We start from the raw sequence: 20045 nt of genomic DNA, 5'->3' as shown, positions 1-20045 counted from the left end.
CCAATAACAAATGAAAAAAATGTTCATAAGAGACATAATCTTTCATCTTCGAACCAATTAGATATATTATGTGAAATTCAAGCAAATCTATGCAAAATCTAAATAGACTTCTTAGAAATAAACAAGTTACAATTTATTAACAACTTAGATGGTGAGCGCTGTCGCAGACTCAAGATGATGTTGTCTTTTTTTAATATAAGATATCGCAGAAAGTATCAGGAAGTGTCTCAAATAACCTGCTTCTTTACTTTATTTCTGATTTTATTTCCTTACAAAGGATACGCGAATCCTGATAACCGTTTTTCCTTTTCTGGGTTTGGCCGAATAACAGCAGGTTATTTGACAACCTCTCAGGCAACATACATGGGACATTCAGACCGCGTATCTCTGAAGCCTGAGACATTACTCGGTTTGCAAACGTCCTATCGCTTCAATTCAGTCTTTAGCGCAACGGTTCAAGGCATTGTACGAACCCATCGTTCCGCAGACGAGGAACTGATTAACTGGGCGTACTTATCTTATCAGCCGGGTGACAACCTCCTGTTGAAAATTGGCCGCTTACAAACGCCCTTTTTCGCATTAAGTGATGTCCTTGATGTCGGCTATGCCTATCCTTGGGTCTCTGCACCACAGCAGATTTATAAAAGTTGGCTGTTCCCGACATATCATGGTATTGATTTGGCATGGGGTCATGCAAGCGACAATGTCGATGCTTCTCTCGAAGCTTATTTAGGGCGTTACTCAGGTACACATGACACCGATTTCGGGACGACTGAATACGATGTCAAAATCTTTGGTGGGCTGATTGCACAAATTAATATCGACGACCTGACACTCCGGATATCTCATCACCGCGGACAAGTAAACCTGAATAAAGCAGAAGTGGGTCAACTGCGAGCCGCACTAGAAAACGCAGGTTATACAAAAACCGCAGGGGCACTGGTTCAGACGCACTGGATCGACCTTGAAGAAGCAGCAATAGCCTACGAAACCATTGATTACTTTTTGCGTGCCGAGTGGACCATGATTAATCCCCGGCAAGCTTATTTAATTAAAGACATTCACAGTTATTATCTTTCCGCTGGCTACAACATTCAGCCACTGACCTTTTATGTTACATTTGCGCAAAGTCATGTCAGATATCAAGCATATGCCGATGAAGTGCCGAGCTCTGAAAATGAACTGTATCAGGCTGTTAGCATACTGAAATCCAGCAGTCAGGATAATTTAACCACATGGACGCTGGGCACTCGCTGGGATGTCCATCCCCAAATCGCACTCAAAGCAGAAGTCACCTTTTTAGATGGCAAACCGGGAGAAAACGCTTTTTTTGATTCGATTCAGAACGACTTCAACAGAAATGCAGATCTCTATCGAGTCAGCCTAGAGTGGGTGTTTTGATGAGAGGTGCGCTGCAACGACATCGCTTCTATCACATATCGAGCTTTTGGCTGGTGCTGAACTTACTGATTTTATGCCCGCTCAGTTATGCTAAACCCCAACCGAGTATTCTTGTCATTGCCAATGCAGCATCACACCTGCCAGCATTAACGCATCATGAAGTCAGACAAATCTACATGGGTGGAACACTCAGCCGCAAATATCAGGCGGTTGCTTTAAAGGTTGGCAACCCTACTCGAATACTGTTCAATACTAAAGTGATTGGTTTAACCGAAAGCCGAATTCAATCCTACTGGGCACAATTGCTGTTTACGGGACGAAGTCATCCACCACTCGAACTCTCGTCAGTCAAGGAATTACTGAACTATGTCACAACAACAAATAACGCGATCGGCTATGTACCGGCACAAGTGGGGCTCCCTCACAATATCATTGTGGTTTATCAAAAATAACCATTGGCTAGAATACAACAAAAAACAGGATTGACTTGATGTTATCAGGGATTCATAAAAAGCTGGGTATCCGGGGGAAATTTCTCTTCATCAGTACGCTGTCGATTGCACTTTGTGCATTATCGGTTTTTATGGTCTCTCTCAAAGAATACGAAGCCATCTACATTCATTCGGTTAAAAACAACCTCGAAGCTTTAATCGCAAATGTTGCCGATGATCTGCTCTTCACCTTTTCAGAAGAATCGGACAGTTTTATTCTGAAAAATAAACTCCTCACTTTCGAAAGGCATGATCATATCCTTTATGCCGATGTTTACGACGCAAACTGGAACCTGCTTGAGCGCTACTCCAAAACATCAGCCAAGCCGATACATATCATTGATAATCCTCTCTATCAGTCGCTCATTGCCCAAAAATCCCCCTTTCCTGTGACACATATTGATGATTTTCTGGTAAGTATGGATACCATTGGCAATCCGAATTTTCCGGTTGGCTATCTGGAAGTCATCCACGACTTCAAACAGCCAATTGCCAATAGCCGTCACGATCTACTCATCAAGGCAATTCCTTTGGTATTACTGATTCTCATCATTTCTTTGGTTATTTCTTGGTATATGTTCCAGCGTATCGTCACCCCTTTGATTCGCCTCTCAGCATTTACCCGGCAGGTCAAACACTCCCGAAATTATACGCTCCGGCATTCGGCTGAAGGCGTCAATGAAGTGTTGCACCTGAGCCAGGATATTAATTCAATGCTGGAAACGATCAATCAGGAACATCAACTGAACCATGAGCAGAACAAAAAGCTTCGCCAACAACAAGTCTCAATGTTTCATCTCGCCAATTACGATCATCTAACCAACTTGCCAAACCGACGGTATGTCATGGAAACACTGAAGCAATATTTACTCAGTGCGCAACAGCATCACACCGATATGGCGATTTTTTTCCTCAATGTGGACTGTTTTAAAGATATTAACGATTTGATGGGCCACACGATTGGCGATGACTTGTTACGCCATTTGAGTCTGCTCATTGCGAAAAGTCTCCGGTCAAATGACACACTCGCCCGACTCGGTGGTGATGACTTTCTGGTGGTGTTGCCCGACCTGCCGGATTCAAGTATCGCCAAACAGGTCGCACAAACGATCATCGACCAACTGAAAACACCAATTACCATCGGGCAGTGGGAAATCCAGACCAGTGTCAGTATTGGTATTGCGATGGCCAAAGCGTCTGATTTCGACATTGACACCCTGATTTCTAACGCTGTTCTTGCAATGTCTCACAGTAAAAACGTCGACAAAGGGTCATATCGTTTGTTTAAACCTCAAATGTTACGTCAGAAACGGCGCACATTGCAGATCATCAACCACATATCGACGGCAATTGAAAATCATGAGTTTTTCTTGGTTTATCAACCCAAAGTTTCTCGCCAAGGTGAGGTGATTGGATTTGAGGCCCTCATCCGTTGGAACAGCCCGGATCTGGGCATGATTGCACCTTCGGAATTTATTCCTATCGCAGAAAACGGGGGCAAAATCGGTGAAATCACCAGTTGGATGCTCTGTCAGGCAATTCATGACCTAGATGAAATTCAGTCAATCTGTACCCATCCGATCGTTGTCTCCGTCAATATTTCATCGAAAGATTTGATGTCAACTCAGCTGGAAAATGTCCTGCATCAGGCTTTAGCAACCCATCATCAAGATATTGCCCGACTTCAGTTTGAAATTACCGAGTCCAGTTATCTGGAAAAATTTGATTTGGCGAACCAATTCTTCTCTCGCATTAGGGCACTGGGCAGTTCAATTGCACTCGACGACTTCGGAACCGGCTATTCATCACTGAGCTACCTGAACCGCATTGATATCGATACATTAAAAATCGATCGTCAGTTTGTTGTGAATTCATTTAACAGCGACAAAGATGCTTCGGTTCTCAATGCCATTCTGGCGCTCGCCCAGCAGCTCGGATTACATAGTTGTTGCGAAGGTGTGGAAACAGAAAAACATGCCCGTTACCTGATAGAAAAAGGTTGCGATAGTCTACAAGGGTACTATTTCTCAGCCCCCGTACTGCTGGAAAATTTAGCGCAGGCCATCCATTCATCCATACAAAACTATTACCGGTTATTCGCCTCACTCGAGCCACACAATCACAATTGATCGTCTACAGGCCATAGCCATGCTGCCCCACGGACGCCACTCGAGTCGCCATGAACAGCCTGTCGTATCGGTGTCTGGCACTCCCGACCAAAAATAAACTCAGGCAGTAATTGAGGGACCTTGCGATAGAGACGCTGGATATTGCTCACCCCACCGGCAAAAACTACCACATCCGGATCAAGAATGTTGATGTATGCAGCCAGTGATTTGGCCAGCCGACGTTCATAATCACTCAACACCTGTCGGGCGAGCTCGTCTCCTTGTGCTGCCAGTGCATCGATCTGACTTCCGGTCAATGCCACCCCACTGCGGCTCTGATAGTCATCACACAACCCTGTGCCGGAAACATACTGCTCAATACACCCCTTTCTACCGCAGTAACAAGGTCGCTCAGCCACCAAACGACGCTCAGCTTCATCGGGCCAGGGGAGTGCATTATGTCCCCATTCTCCCCCAATACCATTGCCACCGATATGTGGCTTTCCATCAATAGTGATCCCGGAGCCACACCCCGTCCCCAAAATTAACGCCAAGACAATCCGCTGACCGGCACCAGCGCCATCCACCGCTTCAGACACCGTCATACAGTTTGCATCATTCGCAATCCTGACTTCTCGTTGTAATCGCTTGCCAAGATCATCTTGCAATGGCTGATCATTTAGCCAAACTGAGTTCGCATTTTTTACTCGACCGGTATACGGGGAAATCGTCCCCGGAATGCCCACCCCAACCGTGCCGGTCATTCCAGTCTCCGCCTCTGCGGTATGAACCAAATCCACAATCGTTTGCAGCGTCTGCGGATATGATCCCCGCGGTGTTGATACGCGTTGACGAAATAACGTTTCGCCATCATCGGCCAATGCAATCACTTCTATTTTGGTACCGCCTAAATCAATGCCAATACGCATGATATTTCCCCCTGCTTTTTAAAGGTGACGTCTCTTTTATCGTTCTTAAGTAAATCTTAAGGCTTGCTCATTACGATAGCCCAATGTTTCACCCACATGTCAGATTTTTTACGACCTGATTCATATGAGGATGTTATGAAAACAAGTCATCAAGGGCTCAAACGGGTCTATTTCGCCACCATTTATTCGATGAAAGGCCTGCGTTCGGTCTGGCTCCATGAAGCCGCCTTTCGTCAGGAGGTGATGGTCTCCATGCCACTGATCATGCTCACCTTCTGGCTCAACGTCACGTCAAGCGAGCAGATGCTCATGATTGCATCGTTGATCCTGATTTTAATCGCTGAACTGTTTAATTCTGCCGTCGAAGCCGTTGTTGACCGAATCAGCGACGAGTTCCACGAATTAAGCGGCAGGGCCAAAGATATCGGCTCTGCAGCTGTCTTTATCACCATTTTACTGACTACTTTTATCTGGACGTGGATTTTAGTATGAAAATTAATCGCACAATAACATTTTACCCGTTCTCATACACCATCATGACGTTGATCCTTTCAGCTTACTTTGCCGTGTTTCTCAATCTGCCGATTTACGCAGATTTGAAGACCATTTTCAGCAAAATGGAGACGGTTGATACCGGCTTTCTTATCTCGATCCCGATATTTTTCTTCTGCGCCTTAAATATTATCTTTGCGCTGTTTACTTGGCCGAAAATCACCAAGATCTTCTTTTCTATTCTGATCGTCACGTCAAGCATCGTCTGTTATGCGAGTTACAATTACGGTGTCATCTTTGACATCGATATGATCCGCAATATCGTGGAAACCAACACCGATGAAGCAACTTCATATCTGAGTATGAACTCGATCTTGTGGGTGACGATTCTGGGGATCATTCCAACCATTTCGCTGTGGTTGTCACCAATCCGTCCGGAACGCAGCATCCCGCGTTTGCTCGGAAAAAAGCTTCTGACGATCAGCCTATCGTTACTGGGGATCATCGTAATTGCTATGTTCTATTATCAGGACTATGCCTCTGTCGGCAGAAACAACAGCTATTTGCGCAAACTGCTCATCCCGACCTATTACGTCCACAGTCTCGACCGCTTTATCCGAGAGAATTATCTGACCGCACCGATGGACTATAAACAGATCGGTCTGGATGCCTACCAACCGGTGCCAGCTGCCAGTAATGGCAAACCGACCCTGTTTGTTTTTGTGTTAGGAGAAACAGCCAGAAGTCAGAACTATCAGCTCAACGGTTATCCGAGAGAAACCAACCCATACACTCGTCAGTCTGATGTGATTTCCTTTCAACATGTCTCATCATGCGGAACGGCAACAGCGGTGTCTGTCCCTTGTATGTTCTCGCGGCTGAATAAATCTGATTACAATGAAAGAGTGGCGTTGCATCAGGACAATGTACTGGACATTCTCAACCGCGCCGGTGTCGATGTGCTCTGGCGAGAAAATGACGGTGCAGATAAGCATGTGCCCGCCCGCCTCCGGGAAGAAAACCTTTCCCGTAGCAGCAGCGATCCATTGTGTAACGGCACAAGCTGTCTCGACATCAAACTGCTTGAAGATTTTCAGGAAAAAGTTGCCTCAATGAAAGGGAATCGCATCATTGTCCTGCACTTGATGGGCAGTCACGGCCCCACCTATTATCAGCGCTATCCCAAAGAGTTTGCAGCATTCCAGCCAGACTGCCCGAGAGCGGATATTGAAAACTGTACTCAGGCGCAGTTAATCAATACGTATGATAATACCATTCGCTATACCGATTACGTTGTCGGCCAAACCATCGACCAGTTAAAATCACTGGAAGATCGCTACAATACCGCCTTGATTTATATGTCTGATCACGGCGAATCGTTAGGGGAAGACGGGGTGTATCTGCACGGTCTGCCATATAGCATCGCACCGAAATATCAGACGCATGTACCACTGCTGCTCTGGATGTCACCGGGATTTAAGCACACCAAATCCATCAATGAAACTTGTCTGAAAACGGAGGCCCGACAAGCTCGGATCTCTCACGACTATCTCTTCGATACGTTGTTGGGTGCGCTGGATGTCACCACCCAAGCCTATCGGCCACAACAAGATGTCTTTGCCAAATGCCGTTCATCCAATCCGGCGATGGCGATAGCGCAGTTGTCGAACAAATCATCCGCTCGCTCCGAACAGAGCGTGTTTGCTGACACCCCGTGATCACAACCTGACAGCCATGGATAAAAAAAGAGCAGCGAATGCTGCTCTTATTCATTTTCATGATTGATCGCGTCAACCGCGTTATTGCAGATGGATCTGGTGTTCGGCAATCAGCATACTCAGTTGTTCATCCGCTCGCTGTTGAGCATCCTCAAACGCCTCATCCGGGATAATATCCGTCACCAGTTCATAATAACATTTCAGCTTTGGCTCTGTGCCTGAAGGGCGCACAATCACTCGGGCTCCACCATCCAATTGATACACCAACACATCACTGACCGGTAAATCGATCGATTCGGTACGTCCGTCAGCCAAATGGCGTTGCGATATCTTATAATCTTCCGTCACGATCACCTGACGTCCGGCAATCGTCTGCGGCGGATTCGTTCGCAGCGCATCACCGATCGGTGGCGTCTCCGGAGATAAGGCAATACTTTTCTGGGCAGTCACATACAGACCGTGCCGACGATAAATTGCTTCTAACCGATCCCAGACTGTTTGTCCGTCGCGCTTGAGTGCCGTACACATCTGCACAAACGCAAGGAGTGTTGATAATCCATCTTTATCCCACACTTGTGTGCCGATGGTATAACCCAGCGCTTCTTCATACGCAAATAAGAACGGCAGGTCTTCACGCTGTTGCTGCATGGCAACATTCGTCAGCCATTTAAATCCTGTCAGCGTTTTGAAATAAGTCGCACGATAATGCCGGGCAATCTTCTCCAACAAACTGGAAGAAACAATGGTATTACCGACCAGGGCTTGTTGCGTATGTCCTTTATCTAATAGGTAATCACCTAACAAGCTGCCGACCTGATCACCTGTCAACATCCGAAACTCACCTGAAGCATGACGGGCTGCAACCGCAAAGCGATCCGCATCCGGATCATTGGCACAAGCCAGATCTGCCCCCACTTGCTCCGCCAGTGCAATCACGCGATCCATTGCCCCCGGCTCTTCGGGATTCGGAAATTTGACGGTCGGGAAGCGCCCATCCGGTTCACGCTGCTCAGCAACACTGTGGACATGTGAGAATCCGGCTTCCTGTAGCAATGCTTCAGCATAAGGAGCCCCGACACCATGCATCGCGGTATAGGCAATCGTAATATCATCTCCGCCGGTTTCCTGAGCACTTGATTGTAATAATGGGTGCTGATGTACCGCCAGCCGATAGGCCTCATAGTAATCATCACTCAGCCACACGAGCCGCTGCTCAGCTTCAGCTTCGGTCAGAGAAATTGTGTGCAGTGGCAGCTGAGCAGCTTGCTCAATCGCCTGTGCGATCCCTTGATCATGCGGTGGAATAATTTGCGCACCGTTTTCCCAGTAAACTTTAAATCCGTTATATTCCGGTGGATTATGGCTAGCTGTCACCACTACACCGGCAGCCGTATTCAGTTGACGAATCCCATAGGCAACCACCGGTGTCGGAGCGACCTGATCAGTGAGGTATACCTTAATCCCCAACGCAGCGAGCACTGATGCGGTATCGTATGCAAAATCTCTCGAATCCAAACGGCCGTCATAACCAATGATGACACCGCGTTCTTTGGCCTGATCGAGCTGCTGAATCAGATAATTACCTAATCCGGTTGCCGTTTCCTGAATGACCAGACGATTCATCCGGTTAGGGCCACAGCCGACCTTGCCACGCAGACCTGCCGTCCCAAAAGCTAAACGACCGTTAAACCGATCTTGCAGTTCTTCCTGATTCCCGGCATCAATCAATGCTTGTAATTCATCTTTTGTTGTCCGATCTGGGTCTCTTGCCAGCCAACGGGAAAATTGTTCATTCATGGGAGATACCTTTGCACTATTTTCGTTATTCACAGTGTATGATAGATCACAAATTATTTGTGAGTACGCAATCGATAAATAATAGAAATCCTTGATCTTATTTCAGTCATAATGAGAGATTGAATAAAATTTATACCTTTCAAGACAACGCTTCAAACGCAAGTGTACACTATTTTTTACAAATAACATTTAATGTAAAGATGGGTTTAATATTGCATTTATATAAAAAAAATGATTGCAACATAATATTGAACCCGATACCTTACTCAGGTTAAAGCATCCGAGGGCAGCGTTGCCTTGACAAACGTTCCCTTGACGGATGTGTCGTGATAAGAGAGGAAGAAGAACCGAATGTTTCAGACTGATGATGTAAAAATAAAACGAATTAAAGAATTACTCCCGCCGGTAGCCATTCTTGAAAAATTTCCGGCAACTGACGTTGCTTCTTCAACAACATTTAATGCCCGTAAAGCCATTCATCATATTCTGAATGACAAAGATGACCGTCTCCTTGTGATTATCGGACCATGTTCTATCCATGATCCCGAAGCCGCGATCGAATATGGCAAGCGACTGAAAAAAATGCGCGATGAGTTAAGTGACAATCTGGAAATTGTCATGCGCGTCTACTTTGAAAAGCCCCGGACAACCGTCGGCTGGAAAGGTCTCATCAATGACCCGTACATGAATGACACCTACAAGATTAATGAAGGTCTGAAAATCGGGCGAAAACTGCTGCTGGAGCTGACCAATCTTGGCATGCCGACCGCCAGTGAATTTCTGGACATGATCACACCGCAATATATCGCAGATCTGATCAGCTGGGGCGCTATCGGGGCGAGAACCACTGAATCACAGGTTCACCGTGAGCTGGCTTCTGGTTTGTCGTGTCCGGTCGGGTTTAAAAACGGCACGGATGGCAACATCAAAATTGCAGCGGATGCAATTCGCTCGGCTCGTGCATCTCACCACTTCCTATCTGTGACTAAATTTGGTCATTCTGCGATTGTTGAAACCGCCGGAAACCCAGATTGCCACATCATTTTGCGTGGTGGCAAAGAGCCGAATTACAGTGCCGAACATGTTCAGGATGTCAAAGATAAACTGACCGCAACCGATCTGCCGCAAAAAGTGATGATTGACTTCAGTCATGCGAACAGCAGTAAGCAATACCAACGTCAAATGGTTGTGGCTGAAGACGTTTCAGCACAACTTGCCAATGGTGAAGACCATATCTTCGGCGTGATGATCGAATCGCATTTGGTTGAAGGTCGTCAGGATTTAGTCGATGGACAAGCGCTGACTTATGGTCAGTCAATTACGGATGCGTGCATTGGCTGGCAGGATACGGAACAGGTGCTACGTCAACTCTCTGCAGCGGTTGAAGCCCGGCGCAAAGCAAAAGCGGATCGTGCTTAAGTGAGTGAACAAGAGTGAGTGAACAGGACAGCACCCCTGTTTGATTCAAATCCCCCCGTCTGCAAGCGGGGGGTTTTTATGGTCATAGCGAGCAGTTATCTTAGCCAGCTGATACCTCTTGCTCGATCTGCCGTATGGTTCTTCGATAGATCAGCCAGGCACACAGACCAGCCAGAATGTTGCCGATCATTGAACCGAGATAGATACCTTTCAGTTCAGCTATCTGCGCACCGATCCACAAGCAAGGAAGGAAAAATACGAACAGCCGCAACGCTGAGATCACCAACGCGGTATATGATTTCGCCAACGCATTTTGGATCGACACCATTAACATACAAATTCCCAACGGACCAAGGCTGATCGGAACAAAGATCAGATGCCATTGGAGTAATTGTTGAATCATCGCAGCATCAGCCATCCATACCACAATCGAACTCGCCAGAAAGAATACCAATACTGCAAGTGCAGTCTGAAAAATCAGTACAAATCTCACCGCAATACCGACCAGATGACGAATTTCCGTAATTTTTCGCTCACCAAGCATTCTGGCAACCATGGGCGGCATTGCCATTGTGAGCGCCAATACAGCCACCAGCGAGAAAAACTCAAACCGTGAACCAACCGCCCATGCGGCAACAGGTTCATTGCCGAACGAAGCCAGAATGTGTGTTGCCATCATCGAAGAAATTGGCGGGAGTAGCTGGCTCACCGTTGCCGGTCCCATCACCTGTGAAATCGACTTGACACTAGCCCGGATATCCAGCCCTTCCCATTCAAACGACATCCAGTGACGGGAAATCACTTTCACCGCAACCACAGCAATGCCAATCCCAAACGCACAGATAGTTGCCAACGCGGCGCCATTTATCCCTAAATCGAACGAGAAAATAAAAATCGGATCCAGAATCAAGTTCACCACACTGGTGACCATCATCATCGTCCCGGGGAGAATCGTATTCCCGTTTGCCCGACAGATACTATACAAAAAATACAAGGTTGCACCGGTCCAGGCACTGATCAGCCAGACAATCCAATATTGATCGATAATGGGGAATACTTCCGGTGTTGCGCCCAAGAGTGCCAGAATCGGATGGCGCAACAGATAGATCAGCACCGTCAGTACCGCCACACTGATACTGCCAATCGTCAGAATCAGACCACCCAACTGTTTCGCATCCTGTTGCTTGCCTGCACCGAGCACTCGGGCAATTACGGATGTAGTCGCGATTCCCAACCCGACCTGCAAACCAATGATGACCATTTGCATCGGTAGTGTGAATCCTTGGGCTGCCAGCGGTAAAACGCCCAATTGGGCAATAAAAATACTATCAACCAACTGAAATCCCATCAGAGAAAGTACACCAAAGACCATTGGCCAAGTCATGGTTAGAAGCTGGCGACCCAGTGATTGTGGAACATTTACAGTTTTCTGCATAAAAATAGAAACTCTTCTCTCGTCAGATCAAATCAAACATCATTGACACATTTCACCCGAACATCAGCACAACACAGGCACCGCATCGGGCTCGCCGTATCGCGCTTATCTTTGTTCTGCCGAGTCAAAAGGAACGCTAGTCTACTGACTCTAAGGTGATTATCAAAGTACTCTTTCCTGATCACCATCATTTCATGATTCGGTTACATTTCACCATAAACTGCTGCTTATTTGTCCAATCAGATACGAATCAGCGCTAAGTCACTAAAAATGCAAACAATTACATCTACACTGAGTAAAAAAGGAAAGGCGTGAGGGAATCATGGCAATCGAACGACTACAAACACATCAGCTTTATCATGTAGCCAAGCTGGAAAAGCTGTCCAGTAAGTCCACTAAAGATTTACCCCCTATCGATGAGATCGTCGGGCAAGAACGGGCACAAAAAGCGGTTGAATTCGCCATGTCGATTAAAGAGAAAGGGTACAATATTTACGCCATCGGCAGAAACGGACTAGGAAAACGGACGATGGTACTACGCTATCTTAACCGTCACCAACATGAGCCGGATGCCCTGTTCGACTGGTGCTACGTCGCCAATTTTACCGAAAGTCGTACCCCGAAAGTCTTAAAATTACCACGCGGGCTCGGTAATCAGTTACGGCATGATATTGAAAAGCTACTCGAAAAACTGGTGGGCGCGATTCCACTGGCATTCGATAACGAGCTGTATATCGGCCGGGCGGAACAGCTCAAAAATCAGCTCGCCACCAAGCAGCAAACCGAGTTAGAGCAAATTACCAAAGATGCAAAGGAAAAAGGCATCAGTCTGACAATCACCCCGCAAGGCGATTATCAGTTCATTGCTATGAATGGCGATGAGATGCACACCGAATCGACCTTTGAGGCATTAACCAAAGAAGAGCAAACTTACTTCAGTGAGGCCATTGACGAACTGGAAGTCAAACTGCGGAATATGGTTCGCCAACTCTCAGAATGGGAAGAAAGCTACAACGAAAAAATCAAAAAGCTTAATGATGAAGTCACTGGCGAAGTGCTTAATCACTTTATCAAAAAACTCAAAAAGGATTATTCCGGTTATCCAGAAATCAAAACCCATCTTGAAGATCTGCGCAAAGACATTATCGATAATGTCGATATCTTTCTTGAGGAAAGTAGCGAGCAAGGTGAAATAGCGGCAGCCGCGCTGGATAAAAAATTACCCCGCCGCTACAAAGTCAATGTGTTGGTGAGTCATCCGAAAGATTGCTTCCCGATTGTGGTTGAAGAGAACCCGAATTATCACTCGCTGTTCGGTTATATCGAAAACGCTACCTATAAAGGCACTGTATTTACCGACTTTTCACTGATTCGCTCGGGCAGTTTACACCGTGCCAATGGCGGAGTTCTGCTCATGGACGCGATTAAGGTATTGGAACGTCCCTACGTCTGGGACGGTCTCAAACGCGCCTTGCGTTCACGGCAGATCAGCATGACCTCGCTGGAGAGAGAGGTCACATTAAGCGGTGCGATTTCGTTGGATCCCGAACCCATTCCACTGAATGTGAAAATCATTCTGTTCGGCGATTATCGGACCTACCAACTGATGACACATTATGATCCGGAGTTCGGAGAGCTCTTCCGGGTCACTGCTGACTTTGAAGATGAAATGCCCCGCAACGCAGATTCCGAACTGCAATATGCACGGTTTATCTCCAGTTTTGTGCACGACAACAACCTCCTGCATTGTGATCGCAAAGCGATTGGTCGCATCATTGAACACAGTTCCCGCATTGCCGGGGATCAAAATAAACTGTCATTACACTCAGCGCATATCGCGAATCTGCTGCGCGAATCGAACTATGTTGCCAAACAGGCCAACGCGAATATGATTCGTCAGGGACATGTGGACGCAGCACTGCACAACCAAGAACTACGGGTCAATCGTATCCAGCATAATGTGATGGAAGGGTTTCTCAACGGTACCACTCTGATGCAGACCGAAGGGAATGCAGTCGGTCAGGTGAACGCACTGTCAGTGCTCAGTACCACCGATCATATGTTTGGCGTGCCGAATCGCATCACGGCAACCACTTGTTATGGGGAAGGCGATATTATCGATATTGAACGGAGCGTTGATCTCGGTGGCAGTATTCACTCAAAAGGCGTAATGATTCTCACCGCATACCTCCATTCGGTGCTGGGTAAGAATGCCAAACTCCCACTCACCACAACACTGACGTTTGAGCAATCCTATGGTGGTGTTGATGGTGACAGTGCCAGTATGGCGGAGTTCTGTGCCATTCTTTCTGCTTTTTCAAAACAGCCCAACCGGCAGGATATCGCGATTACCGGCTCGATGAATCAGTTTGGAGAATCACAGCCGATTGGCGGACTGAATGAGAAGATTGAGGGGTTCTTCGATGTCTGTACCATCAAAGGCCGTCACCCACAACAGGGCGTAATTATCCCCCGCTCCAATGTACACAATCTGATGTTACGCAATGATATTGTCAATGCGATTGAAAAACAGGAGTTCCATATCTGGGCAATTGATCATGTCACCGAAGCGATCGAAATCTTCACCGGCAAACCCGCCGGCACCGCGACTGAAGATGGCAGTTATCCGATCAATTCGATCTTTGGTATCGCACAGGCAAAACTGAACGCAATGCGTAAGTAAGGTAAGAAGGTAAGTAAGTGCGCTAAAGCCATCCGCCGGATTCTCCGTTCAGTTTCCGGCTGGGTGGTTACTCTCACAAGAGCAGGCCGGTCAGCCACCAATCGTTCAAACAGCCAGTTAGGTGTCGCGAATACTCGTTTGTATCATATCAATATGGCAAACTACCGGGTAAATACGATGAATTCAAACAACGATGAAGATACAAACATACTCACCAGAATGGGCCAGAGAGATTGCTGACTTATTTTATCAGTCTGTACATGCAATTGATCCTGCGGTTTATACACCTGAGCAAAAAGCAGCGTGGGCCCCGACGCCGATTAATTATGAGCTTTGGTCCGAGCGGCTCAGTCACAAACAGCCGTGGGTAGCAATCATTGACAATCATGTTGCCGGCTTTATTGAATTGGATGACGATGGTCATATTGATTGCACCTATACGCATCCGGATTTTCAGGGTATCGGTGTTGCCGCTTCACTTTATGAACAATTGCTTGTAGAGGCGACAGAAGCCGGTATCGGGCGCTTATATGTTGAGGCATCACTCATTGCTAAACCTTTCTTCGAACGTCGGGGCTTCTCTGTGATCAAGAAGAACGAAGTGCAGCGCAATGGCGAGTCTCTCATCAATTTTTCAATGGAAAAGTATCTTAACCATAATCATCAAGGCGCTTGAAAGTGAGAGTGCTTACACATTGTTGTTGTTCAATCACTGGTATTTTAAAGTAATGTAAGTGACGACATGCATACTTAAATGGTGATAAGAATATGAATGAATTTGAGAAAATGAACTCAGGCCTGGAATTTGATGCAACCAGTCCCGAATTTGCAAAATTGAGAAATGAAGCATTTGATTTACTGAAAGAAATTAATTCGAGCCAGTTTGAAGCAGGAAAACCTTACGTTGCCAAGCTGCTCAAGCATGTAGGAGAGAATACGGTGGTCTGCCCGCCATTTCTTTGTGAATATGGAAAAAGCATCTCTATCGGTAGCAATACCTACATCAATATGGGTGCAACAATGCTGGATAATGCACCGATCAAAATCGGCAACCATGTGTTAATCGGCCCCAATGCACAATTTTATACCCCGACCCATTCATTAGATCATCAACAGCGTAAAAATTGGGAATTTCAGTGTTTACCGATCATCGTCGAAGATGATGTCTGGATCGGAGGAAATGTCGTGATTTGCCAAGGCGTCACGATCGGTGCACGCTCGGTTGTCGCAGCAGGCGCAGTGGTGACCAAAGATGTTGCACCGGACACCTTAGTGGGTGGCGTACCGGCTCAATTCATCAAATCGATCAACTAGATAGAAATAATAGGTAAATTGAGGATGTTTGAATTAGATCATCTAATGATAGAAGTCGATGACCCGCAACACACAGCAAACCATGTAGCGGAAACACTTGGATTACCTCTGGCGTGGCCTTTGACGGAAAAGGATGAATACACCAGCATTGGTGTTAATTTTGGTGATATCAATATAGAGTTCATCCGCTTTCGGGTTCGGTTTGGCATTCCAGATCAAAAGTTCAACGGATTGAGTGGCGTTGCGTTCAAAACTGAAGCGCCTTTAGATGTGGTTACCAAGAAGCTACATCTCTCGGGCTTAAATTATCGCATTGGCGAGACATGTGAAGCACACACCACGCTGCCAATCGAAGAAAATCAGTTATTCCCAACGGTTTTTGTGGTCAAATATCATTTTGACACAAACGGCTGGCTCCAACGTCTGCAGAAAGATTTTACCGAATGTCAGGGTGGAAAATTTCATATAGGCCACCTTAAATCGTTCTCTATTCAATCCCCACAACCAGATCATGTCATGAATCTGTTGCCAATTCACTTTGGAGATAGTAACCAAATCACCTTTGAATCACTCAATCATGAAGAGAGAGTCATTGCTGATTTGATCGAGAATTTAGAGATCGTCATAACACCGGCGACTCAGTCACTTTAAGTACACAATTAGATAAGGATATATCACATGAAAACCATTGGCTTATTGGGAGGAATGAGTTGGGAATCAACACTGAGCTATTACAAGGCAATCAACGAATCAGTACAAAATAGATTGGGCGGCCTACATTCAGCTAAAATCTGTTTATACAGTGTTGATTTTGAAGAAATAGAAAAGTTACAACACCAAGGCAAGTGGGCCGAAACGGCTGAAATACTGTCTGACTCGGCCAAATCTGTCGAATCAGGCGGTGCTGATTTCTTGTTGATTTGTACCAACACCATGCACAAAGTTGCCCCGCAAATTGAATCATCAATCTCGATTCCCATTCTCCATATTGCAGATGCCACTGCAGAGCAATTACTCGCCGACGGTATTCAAAAAGTTGGACTGCTCGGAACTCGATTCACAATGGAACAAGACTTCTACAAAAACCGTTTAACAGAAAAATTCGGGATTGAAGTGATTGTGCCAAATTCAGATCAACAAACCATCATTCATAACATCATTTATCAAGAGCTGTGTCTGGGCGTAATACGTGATGATTCCCGGGCACAATATTTAGACATCATCCAAAGTTTATCTGTGCAGGGGGCTGAGGCGGTTATTCTCGGATGTACCGAAATCGCATTACTCGTAAAACAAGAACATACGGATGTGACCCTATACGACACCACGGCTATACATGCAGAAGCCGCGGTTTTGCTTGCTTTAAAAAATAGTTGATCAATATAACGAGGGAGAAAATATGAATTCTATCGATCTATACCCGACTTCTTTTTGGGGTATTTTGGTTATGCTGCTCACATGGCTTATTCAAGGGCTAGTTGCAGCAACCACAAAAGCATCGCAGAAAGACGCAATTCCCGGGAAAATTGATCAATCACTGAGCCATGACTCTTTTGTTTTCAGGTCTCACCGTACTTTTATGAACTCGCTGGAAAATCTCCCGCTCATGTTGGGGACATCGTTTTTAGCCATACTGGTGGGCGCGAATGTATTTTGGACGGGGGTTTTTATCTGGGTTTTTACCGGATCAAGAATTGTACATATGGCCTTGTATTATGGCATTGCCACAGAGGTCAATCCTAGCCCGCGGTCCTATTTCTTTTTACTCGGTCTGTTATCCAATATTTGTTTACTGGTTTTATGTGCTCTCACACTTGTCTGACAAGGATGAGTATGAGGTGTGACTTATATAGGTAACGCATTCGCCCCAAGCCATATATGATATCCCTAAGCCATGTTTGAGGAGAGAAAATGAACACACCTCGGGTATTAAAATCGCAGGTAACTGATGTCAGTTTTGGTACAAACGTGACGATTATCGAACCTTCAAATATCTATGGATGTGAACTGAAAGATGATGTATTTGTCGGCCCTTTTGTCGAAATCCAGAAAAATACCGTGATCGGTGCCCGAACAAAAATCCAATCTCATACATTTATTTGTGAATATGTCACCATCGGCAATGACTGTTTTGTTGGACATGGTGTTATGTTTGCAAATGATTTATTCAAAAATGGTAAACCCGATCCAAATCCAGATCATTGGGGACGAACTTTTATCGCGGATAATGTAATCATTGGCTCTAACGCGACAATTCTTGCGATTCATATCTGTGAAGGGACGGTGATTGGTGCCGGTAGTGTTGTGACTAAAGATATCCATGAAAAAGGCATATACGCAGGTAATCCAGCCAGAAAAATAAGAGACCTTCCATAAATCCTAAAATATATGCCATGCAATAGGGATATTGGTTTAAGCCTCACATCAATGAACAACGCTTGGCCAATACGATTTAGATTTGAAATCGATAATCTGCGTAAGAGACTATCGTGTCAATCCATAAGATTTAGTTCGCTTTATTCCAAATAATGTATCTGCATAACACAAAACAACATCTGAACCTTGAGTCACACTGCCCTCAAGGTTCAGATTCAAGATGATGAAACACATCATCTTGACTGATACAACATTATTCAGAAACAAATGTCATCACTGACCAAGGGTCTGCGTAAGCGGTAAAGCGATTGTTGCTCACTGCATATTTGCCGCCATAAGTCACATTCTTAGACGCAGAAGTGACATATTTTGTCATTGAACCAACAGTGCCATTTTGCAATGTAAAATTCAGCTCCTTATGAGAGTTGGTTCTGTTGACAACCGCAACGACCAGTTTGCCAGAACTGTTTTTATAAGCAGAAACATAGACATTACTTTCTGGTACTTCAGTTGCAGCAATACGCATATCACCCGGGCGAATGAATTTTGAGTATTGTGCCATCACATAACCACGTTTACTGATATTACCATCTTCAGTTAACAAGCCGTAACTACGACGAATATACCACCAGATATAAGCACTATAGTTTGCAACCATACTTTGATGCAATTCTAAACCAACATCCATGGCTTTGTTCCAGTCATTTGCATCTTCATTATCGGTATAGTGCTCCGTCATCCAAAGCTTTTTACCTTTTTGCAATGCCAGCGGATAATTTTTTGGTTGTACGCCATATAAGTGACCACCGATAATATCGACATGACTACTTGCTACAGAGTCATTTAAAATTGGATCGGAAAGAGCAGGGTTAAAGCCTAATGATTCAGGCGCTAAAATTTTAAGTGAAGAGTCCAGACGCCATCCTTGATCATTTAAATAATCGACAAAATCTGCACCTGACCAATCGCAAGACTCATAATTTGGGTGCCAGTCCGGTTCATTCTGTATCGACAACGCATAAATTGGTGCATTTTTACCGGCCATATAACGCGTAAAATCCATTAAATGGTTGGTATATCCCCAATAATGATCTTTTTTAAGCTTACCACCATTATTTACGTCGTTATTGGTCTTCATATAAGCAGGCGGTGACCAAGGCGTTGCCAATAATTTGGCACCGTAAGAGTAAGCTACTTGAGCCATTGGTACTTGTCTGTACCATTGATTTGAATCAGGATCGATTCGCATCCGCATGATGGATAAACCCATTTGGCCATCGCCATTACCAAATGCTACAGTCGCTTGAGCTTGTGTTAAATCGTTAATCCATCCCGGTGCATTCATTCCACCAAAACCATCAATTTCTTGATATTCAGCATTAAAATTGACATATACAGAACCGGCAAAGGCATTTAAACTCATCGAACCGAGAAAAAAAGCCGTTGAAATCCCTAGTAATTTTTTCATCTCCATATTTACCCAACCTTGTTTGTTAGTGTTAAATATTGTATGGCAGGTATCGCTGCCAATTGATTTACTCAACCACACAAAAACGTCTGGTTAAATAAAATTAACGAGAACAACCTAATAACGAACACAACTTAAAAACACATCCCAATATTTCTATATTAGGTGGTTCTGTTAACTATGCCATTCAATACAATATATGTAACCTACAAAAATCAAAATATATGACTAATGCCAAGTAATTACACTGTGTTAAATATATTTAATTCAATAAATAAGATGTTTATTGTGACGTTCGCCATGCTGATTTAAAATATTAGAATAATTCATTAAACAACTTTATTTAGATATCAACCTATTGAAAAATATACCATTTAATATATTTAATGAAAAAAGATAACACCAAAATTAATT

Annotated in this window: 17 protein-coding genes; 13 read left to right on the top strand and 4 right to left on the bottom strand. The window is 45.1% G+C overall.

Annotation, left to right across the window (positions count from 1 at the left end):
- Positions 1-174 precede the first annotated feature (174 nt).
- The 3 genes from AC55NX_RS08375 to AC55NX_RS08365 are packed head-to-tail and all read left to right on the top strand — an operon-like array spanning position 175 to position 4021.
- Positions 175-1401 (top strand): porin, encoded by a 1227-nt coding sequence (locus tag AC55NX_RS08375; RefSeq protein ID WP_496995307.1) that lies wholly within the window; start codon positions 175-177, stop codon positions 1399-1401.
- On the top strand, positions 1401-1853 hold the full coding sequence (locus AC55NX_RS08370; protein WP_496995306.1) for a hypothetical protein: 453 nt from the start codon (positions 1401-1403) through the stop codon (positions 1851-1853). Before AC55NX_RS08375 ends, AC55NX_RS08370 begins: the two co-directional genes overlap by 1 nt.
- 38 nt (positions 1854-1891) lie before the next feature.
- Entirely contained in the window at positions 1892-4021 is a 2130-nt protein-coding gene (locus tag AC55NX_RS08365; RefSeq protein WP_496995305.1) for a putative bifunctional diguanylate cyclase/phosphodiesterase, read from the top strand.
- Here the strand turns inward: AC55NX_RS08365 and mak are convergent.
- On the bottom strand, positions 4012-4929 hold the full coding sequence (gene mak / locus AC55NX_RS08360) for a fructokinase (RefSeq protein WP_496995304.1): 918 nt from the start codon (positions 4927-4929) through the stop codon (positions 4012-4014). The genes AC55NX_RS08365 and mak overlap by 10 nt on opposite strands.
- 135 nt (positions 4930-5064) lie before the next feature.
- On the opposite strand from mak, the gene AC55NX_RS08355 reads away from it, so the two are divergent.
- Positions 5065-5421, top strand: coding sequence for a diacylglycerol kinase (locus tag AC55NX_RS08355; RefSeq protein WP_496995303.1), 357 nt, complete (start codon positions 5065-5067; stop codon positions 5419-5421).
- Positions 5418-7139, top strand: coding sequence for a phosphoethanolamine transferase (locus AC55NX_RS08350; RefSeq protein WP_496995302.1), 1722 nt, complete (start codon positions 5418-5420; stop codon positions 7137-7139). Before AC55NX_RS08355 ends, AC55NX_RS08350 begins: the two co-directional genes overlap by 4 nt.
- An 81-nt stretch (positions 7140-7220) precedes the next feature.
- On the opposite strand, the gene AC55NX_RS08345 is transcribed toward AC55NX_RS08350, so the two are convergent.
- Complete coding sequence (locus AC55NX_RS08345; protein WP_496995301.1) at positions 7221-8936, bottom strand: phospho-sugar mutase; 1716 nt, start codon at positions 8934-8936, stop codon at positions 7221-7223.
- A 351-nt stretch (positions 8937-9287) separates the two neighbouring features.
- Here AC55NX_RS08345 and aroG point away from each other — a divergent pair, with 351 nt between their 5' ends.
- Complete coding sequence (aroG, locus tag AC55NX_RS08340; RefSeq protein WP_496995300.1) at positions 9288-10355, top strand: 3-deoxy-7-phosphoheptulonate synthase AroG; 1068 nt, start codon at positions 9288-9290, stop codon at positions 10353-10355.
- A gap of 100 nt (positions 10356-10455) precedes the next feature.
- Here aroG and AC55NX_RS08335 read toward each other — a convergent pair whose 3' ends face one another.
- Entirely contained in the window at positions 10456-11790 is a 1335-nt protein-coding gene (locus tag AC55NX_RS08335) for an MATE family efflux transporter (RefSeq protein WP_496995299.1), read from the bottom strand.
- Between the two features lie 322 nt (positions 11791-12112).
- On the opposite strand from AC55NX_RS08335, the gene AC55NX_RS08330 reads away from it, so the two are divergent.
- The 7 genes from AC55NX_RS08330 (at position 12113) to AC55NX_RS08300 (ending at position 18163) form a co-directional block, all read left to right on the top strand.
- Positions 12113-14473, top strand: a complete 2361-nt coding sequence (locus tag AC55NX_RS08330) for a Lon protease family protein (RefSeq protein WP_496995298.1) — start codon at positions 12113-12115, stop codon at positions 14471-14473.
- Positions 14474-14666: 193 nt separating this feature from the next.
- Positions 14667-15149 carry a GNAT family N-acetyltransferase gene (locus AC55NX_RS08325; RefSeq protein WP_496995297.1) on the top strand — a complete coding sequence of 161 codons (483 nt, stop codon included), beginning with the start codon at positions 14667-14669 and terminating at the stop codon, positions 15147-15149.
- A gap of 92 nt (positions 15150-15241) precedes the next feature.
- On the top strand, positions 15242-15787 hold the full coding sequence (locus AC55NX_RS08320; protein WP_496995296.1) for a sugar O-acetyltransferase: 546 nt from the start codon (positions 15242-15244) through the stop codon (positions 15785-15787).
- Positions 15788-15811: 24 nt separating this feature from the next.
- A complete protein-coding gene (locus AC55NX_RS08315) occupies positions 15812-16438 on the top strand; it encodes a hypothetical protein (protein WP_496995295.1) in 627 nt (208 codons plus the stop codon).
- A 27-nt stretch (positions 16439-16465) separates the two neighbouring features.
- Positions 16466-17164, top strand: a complete 699-nt coding sequence (locus tag AC55NX_RS08310; RefSeq protein WP_496995294.1) for an aspartate/glutamate racemase family protein — start codon at positions 16466-16468, stop codon at positions 17162-17164.
- Positions 17165-17186: 22 nt separating this feature from the next.
- The gene (locus tag AC55NX_RS08305; protein ID WP_496995293.1) at positions 17187-17609 is read left to right on the top strand and encodes an MAPEG family protein; all 423 of its coding nucleotides are present in this window, start codon (positions 17187-17189) and stop codon (positions 17607-17609) included.
- An 89-nt stretch (positions 17610-17698) separates the two neighbouring features.
- Positions 17699-18163, top strand: a complete 465-nt coding sequence (locus tag AC55NX_RS08300; protein WP_496995292.1) for an acyltransferase — start codon at positions 17699-17701, stop codon at positions 18161-18163.
- 253 nt (positions 18164-18416) lie between these two features.
- Here the strand turns inward: AC55NX_RS08300 and AC55NX_RS08295 are convergent, their stop codons facing one another.
- Positions 18417-19631 (bottom strand): glycoside hydrolase family 30 beta sandwich domain-containing protein, encoded by a 1215-nt coding sequence (locus AC55NX_RS08295; RefSeq protein ID WP_496995291.1) that lies wholly within the window; start codon positions 19629-19631, stop codon positions 18417-18419.
- Positions 19632-20045: the final 414 nt, after the last annotated feature.

It is taken from the genome of Vibrio rubrogenes, assembly GCF_059641415.1.
The sequence above is the reverse complement of the archived record's forward strand: the minus strand, read 5'-3'. Positions and strand labels throughout refer to the sequence as shown.

Coding starts and splice junctions, on each gene's coding strand:
- AC55NX_RS08350 (WP_496995302.1), top strand. CDS start 5,418: ATGAAAATTAATCGCACAATAACATTTTACCCGTTCTCATACACCATC.
- AC55NX_RS08300 (WP_496995292.1), top strand. CDS start 17,699: ATGAACACACCTCGGGTATTAAAATCGCAGGTAACTGATGTCAGTTTT.
- AC55NX_RS08345 (WP_496995301.1), bottom strand. CDS start 8,936: ATGAATGAACAATTTTCCCGTTGGCTGGCAAGAGACCCAGATCGGACA.
- AC55NX_RS08315 (WP_496995295.1), top strand. CDS start 15,812: ATGTTTGAATTAGATCATCTAATGATAGAAGTCGATGACCCGCAACAC.
- AC55NX_RS08295 (WP_496995291.1), bottom strand. CDS start 19,631: ATGAAAAAATTACTAGGGATTTCAACGGCTTTTTTTCTCGGTTCGATG.
- AC55NX_RS08325 (WP_496995297.1), top strand. CDS start 14,667: ATGAAGATACAAACATACTCACCAGAATGGGCCAGAGAGATTGCTGAC.
- AC55NX_RS08320 (WP_496995296.1), top strand. CDS start 15,242: ATGAATGAATTTGAGAAAATGAACTCAGGCCTGGAATTTGATGCAACC.
- AC55NX_RS08310 (WP_496995294.1), top strand. CDS start 16,466: ATGAAAACCATTGGCTTATTGGGAGGAATGAGTTGGGAATCAACACTG.
- AC55NX_RS08365 (WP_496995305.1), top strand. CDS start 1,892: ATGTTATCAGGGATTCATAAAAAGCTGGGTATCCGGGGGAAATTTCTC.
- aroG (WP_496995300.1), top strand. CDS start 9,288: ATGTTTCAGACTGATGATGTAAAAATAAAACGAATTAAAGAATTACTC.
- AC55NX_RS08375 (WP_496995307.1), top strand. CDS start 175: ATGATGTTGTCTTTTTTTAATATAAGATATCGCAGAAAGTATCAGGAA.
- mak (WP_496995304.1), bottom strand. CDS start 4,929: ATGCGTATTGGCATTGATTTAGGCGGTACCAAAATAGAAGTGATTGCA.
- AC55NX_RS08335 (WP_496995299.1), bottom strand. CDS start 11,790: ATGCAGAAAACTGTAAATGTTCCACAATCACTGGGTCGCCAGCTTCTA.
- AC55NX_RS08370 (WP_496995306.1), top strand. CDS start 1,401: ATGAGAGGTGCGCTGCAACGACATCGCTTCTATCACATATCGAGCTTT.
- AC55NX_RS08330 (WP_496995298.1), top strand. CDS start 12,113: ATGGCAATCGAACGACTACAAACACATCAGCTTTATCATGTAGCCAAG.
- AC55NX_RS08305 (WP_496995293.1), top strand. CDS start 17,187: ATGAATTCTATCGATCTATACCCGACTTCTTTTTGGGGTATTTTGGTT.
- AC55NX_RS08355 (WP_496995303.1), top strand. CDS start 5,065: ATGAAAACAAGTCATCAAGGGCTCAAACGGGTCTATTTCGCCACCATT.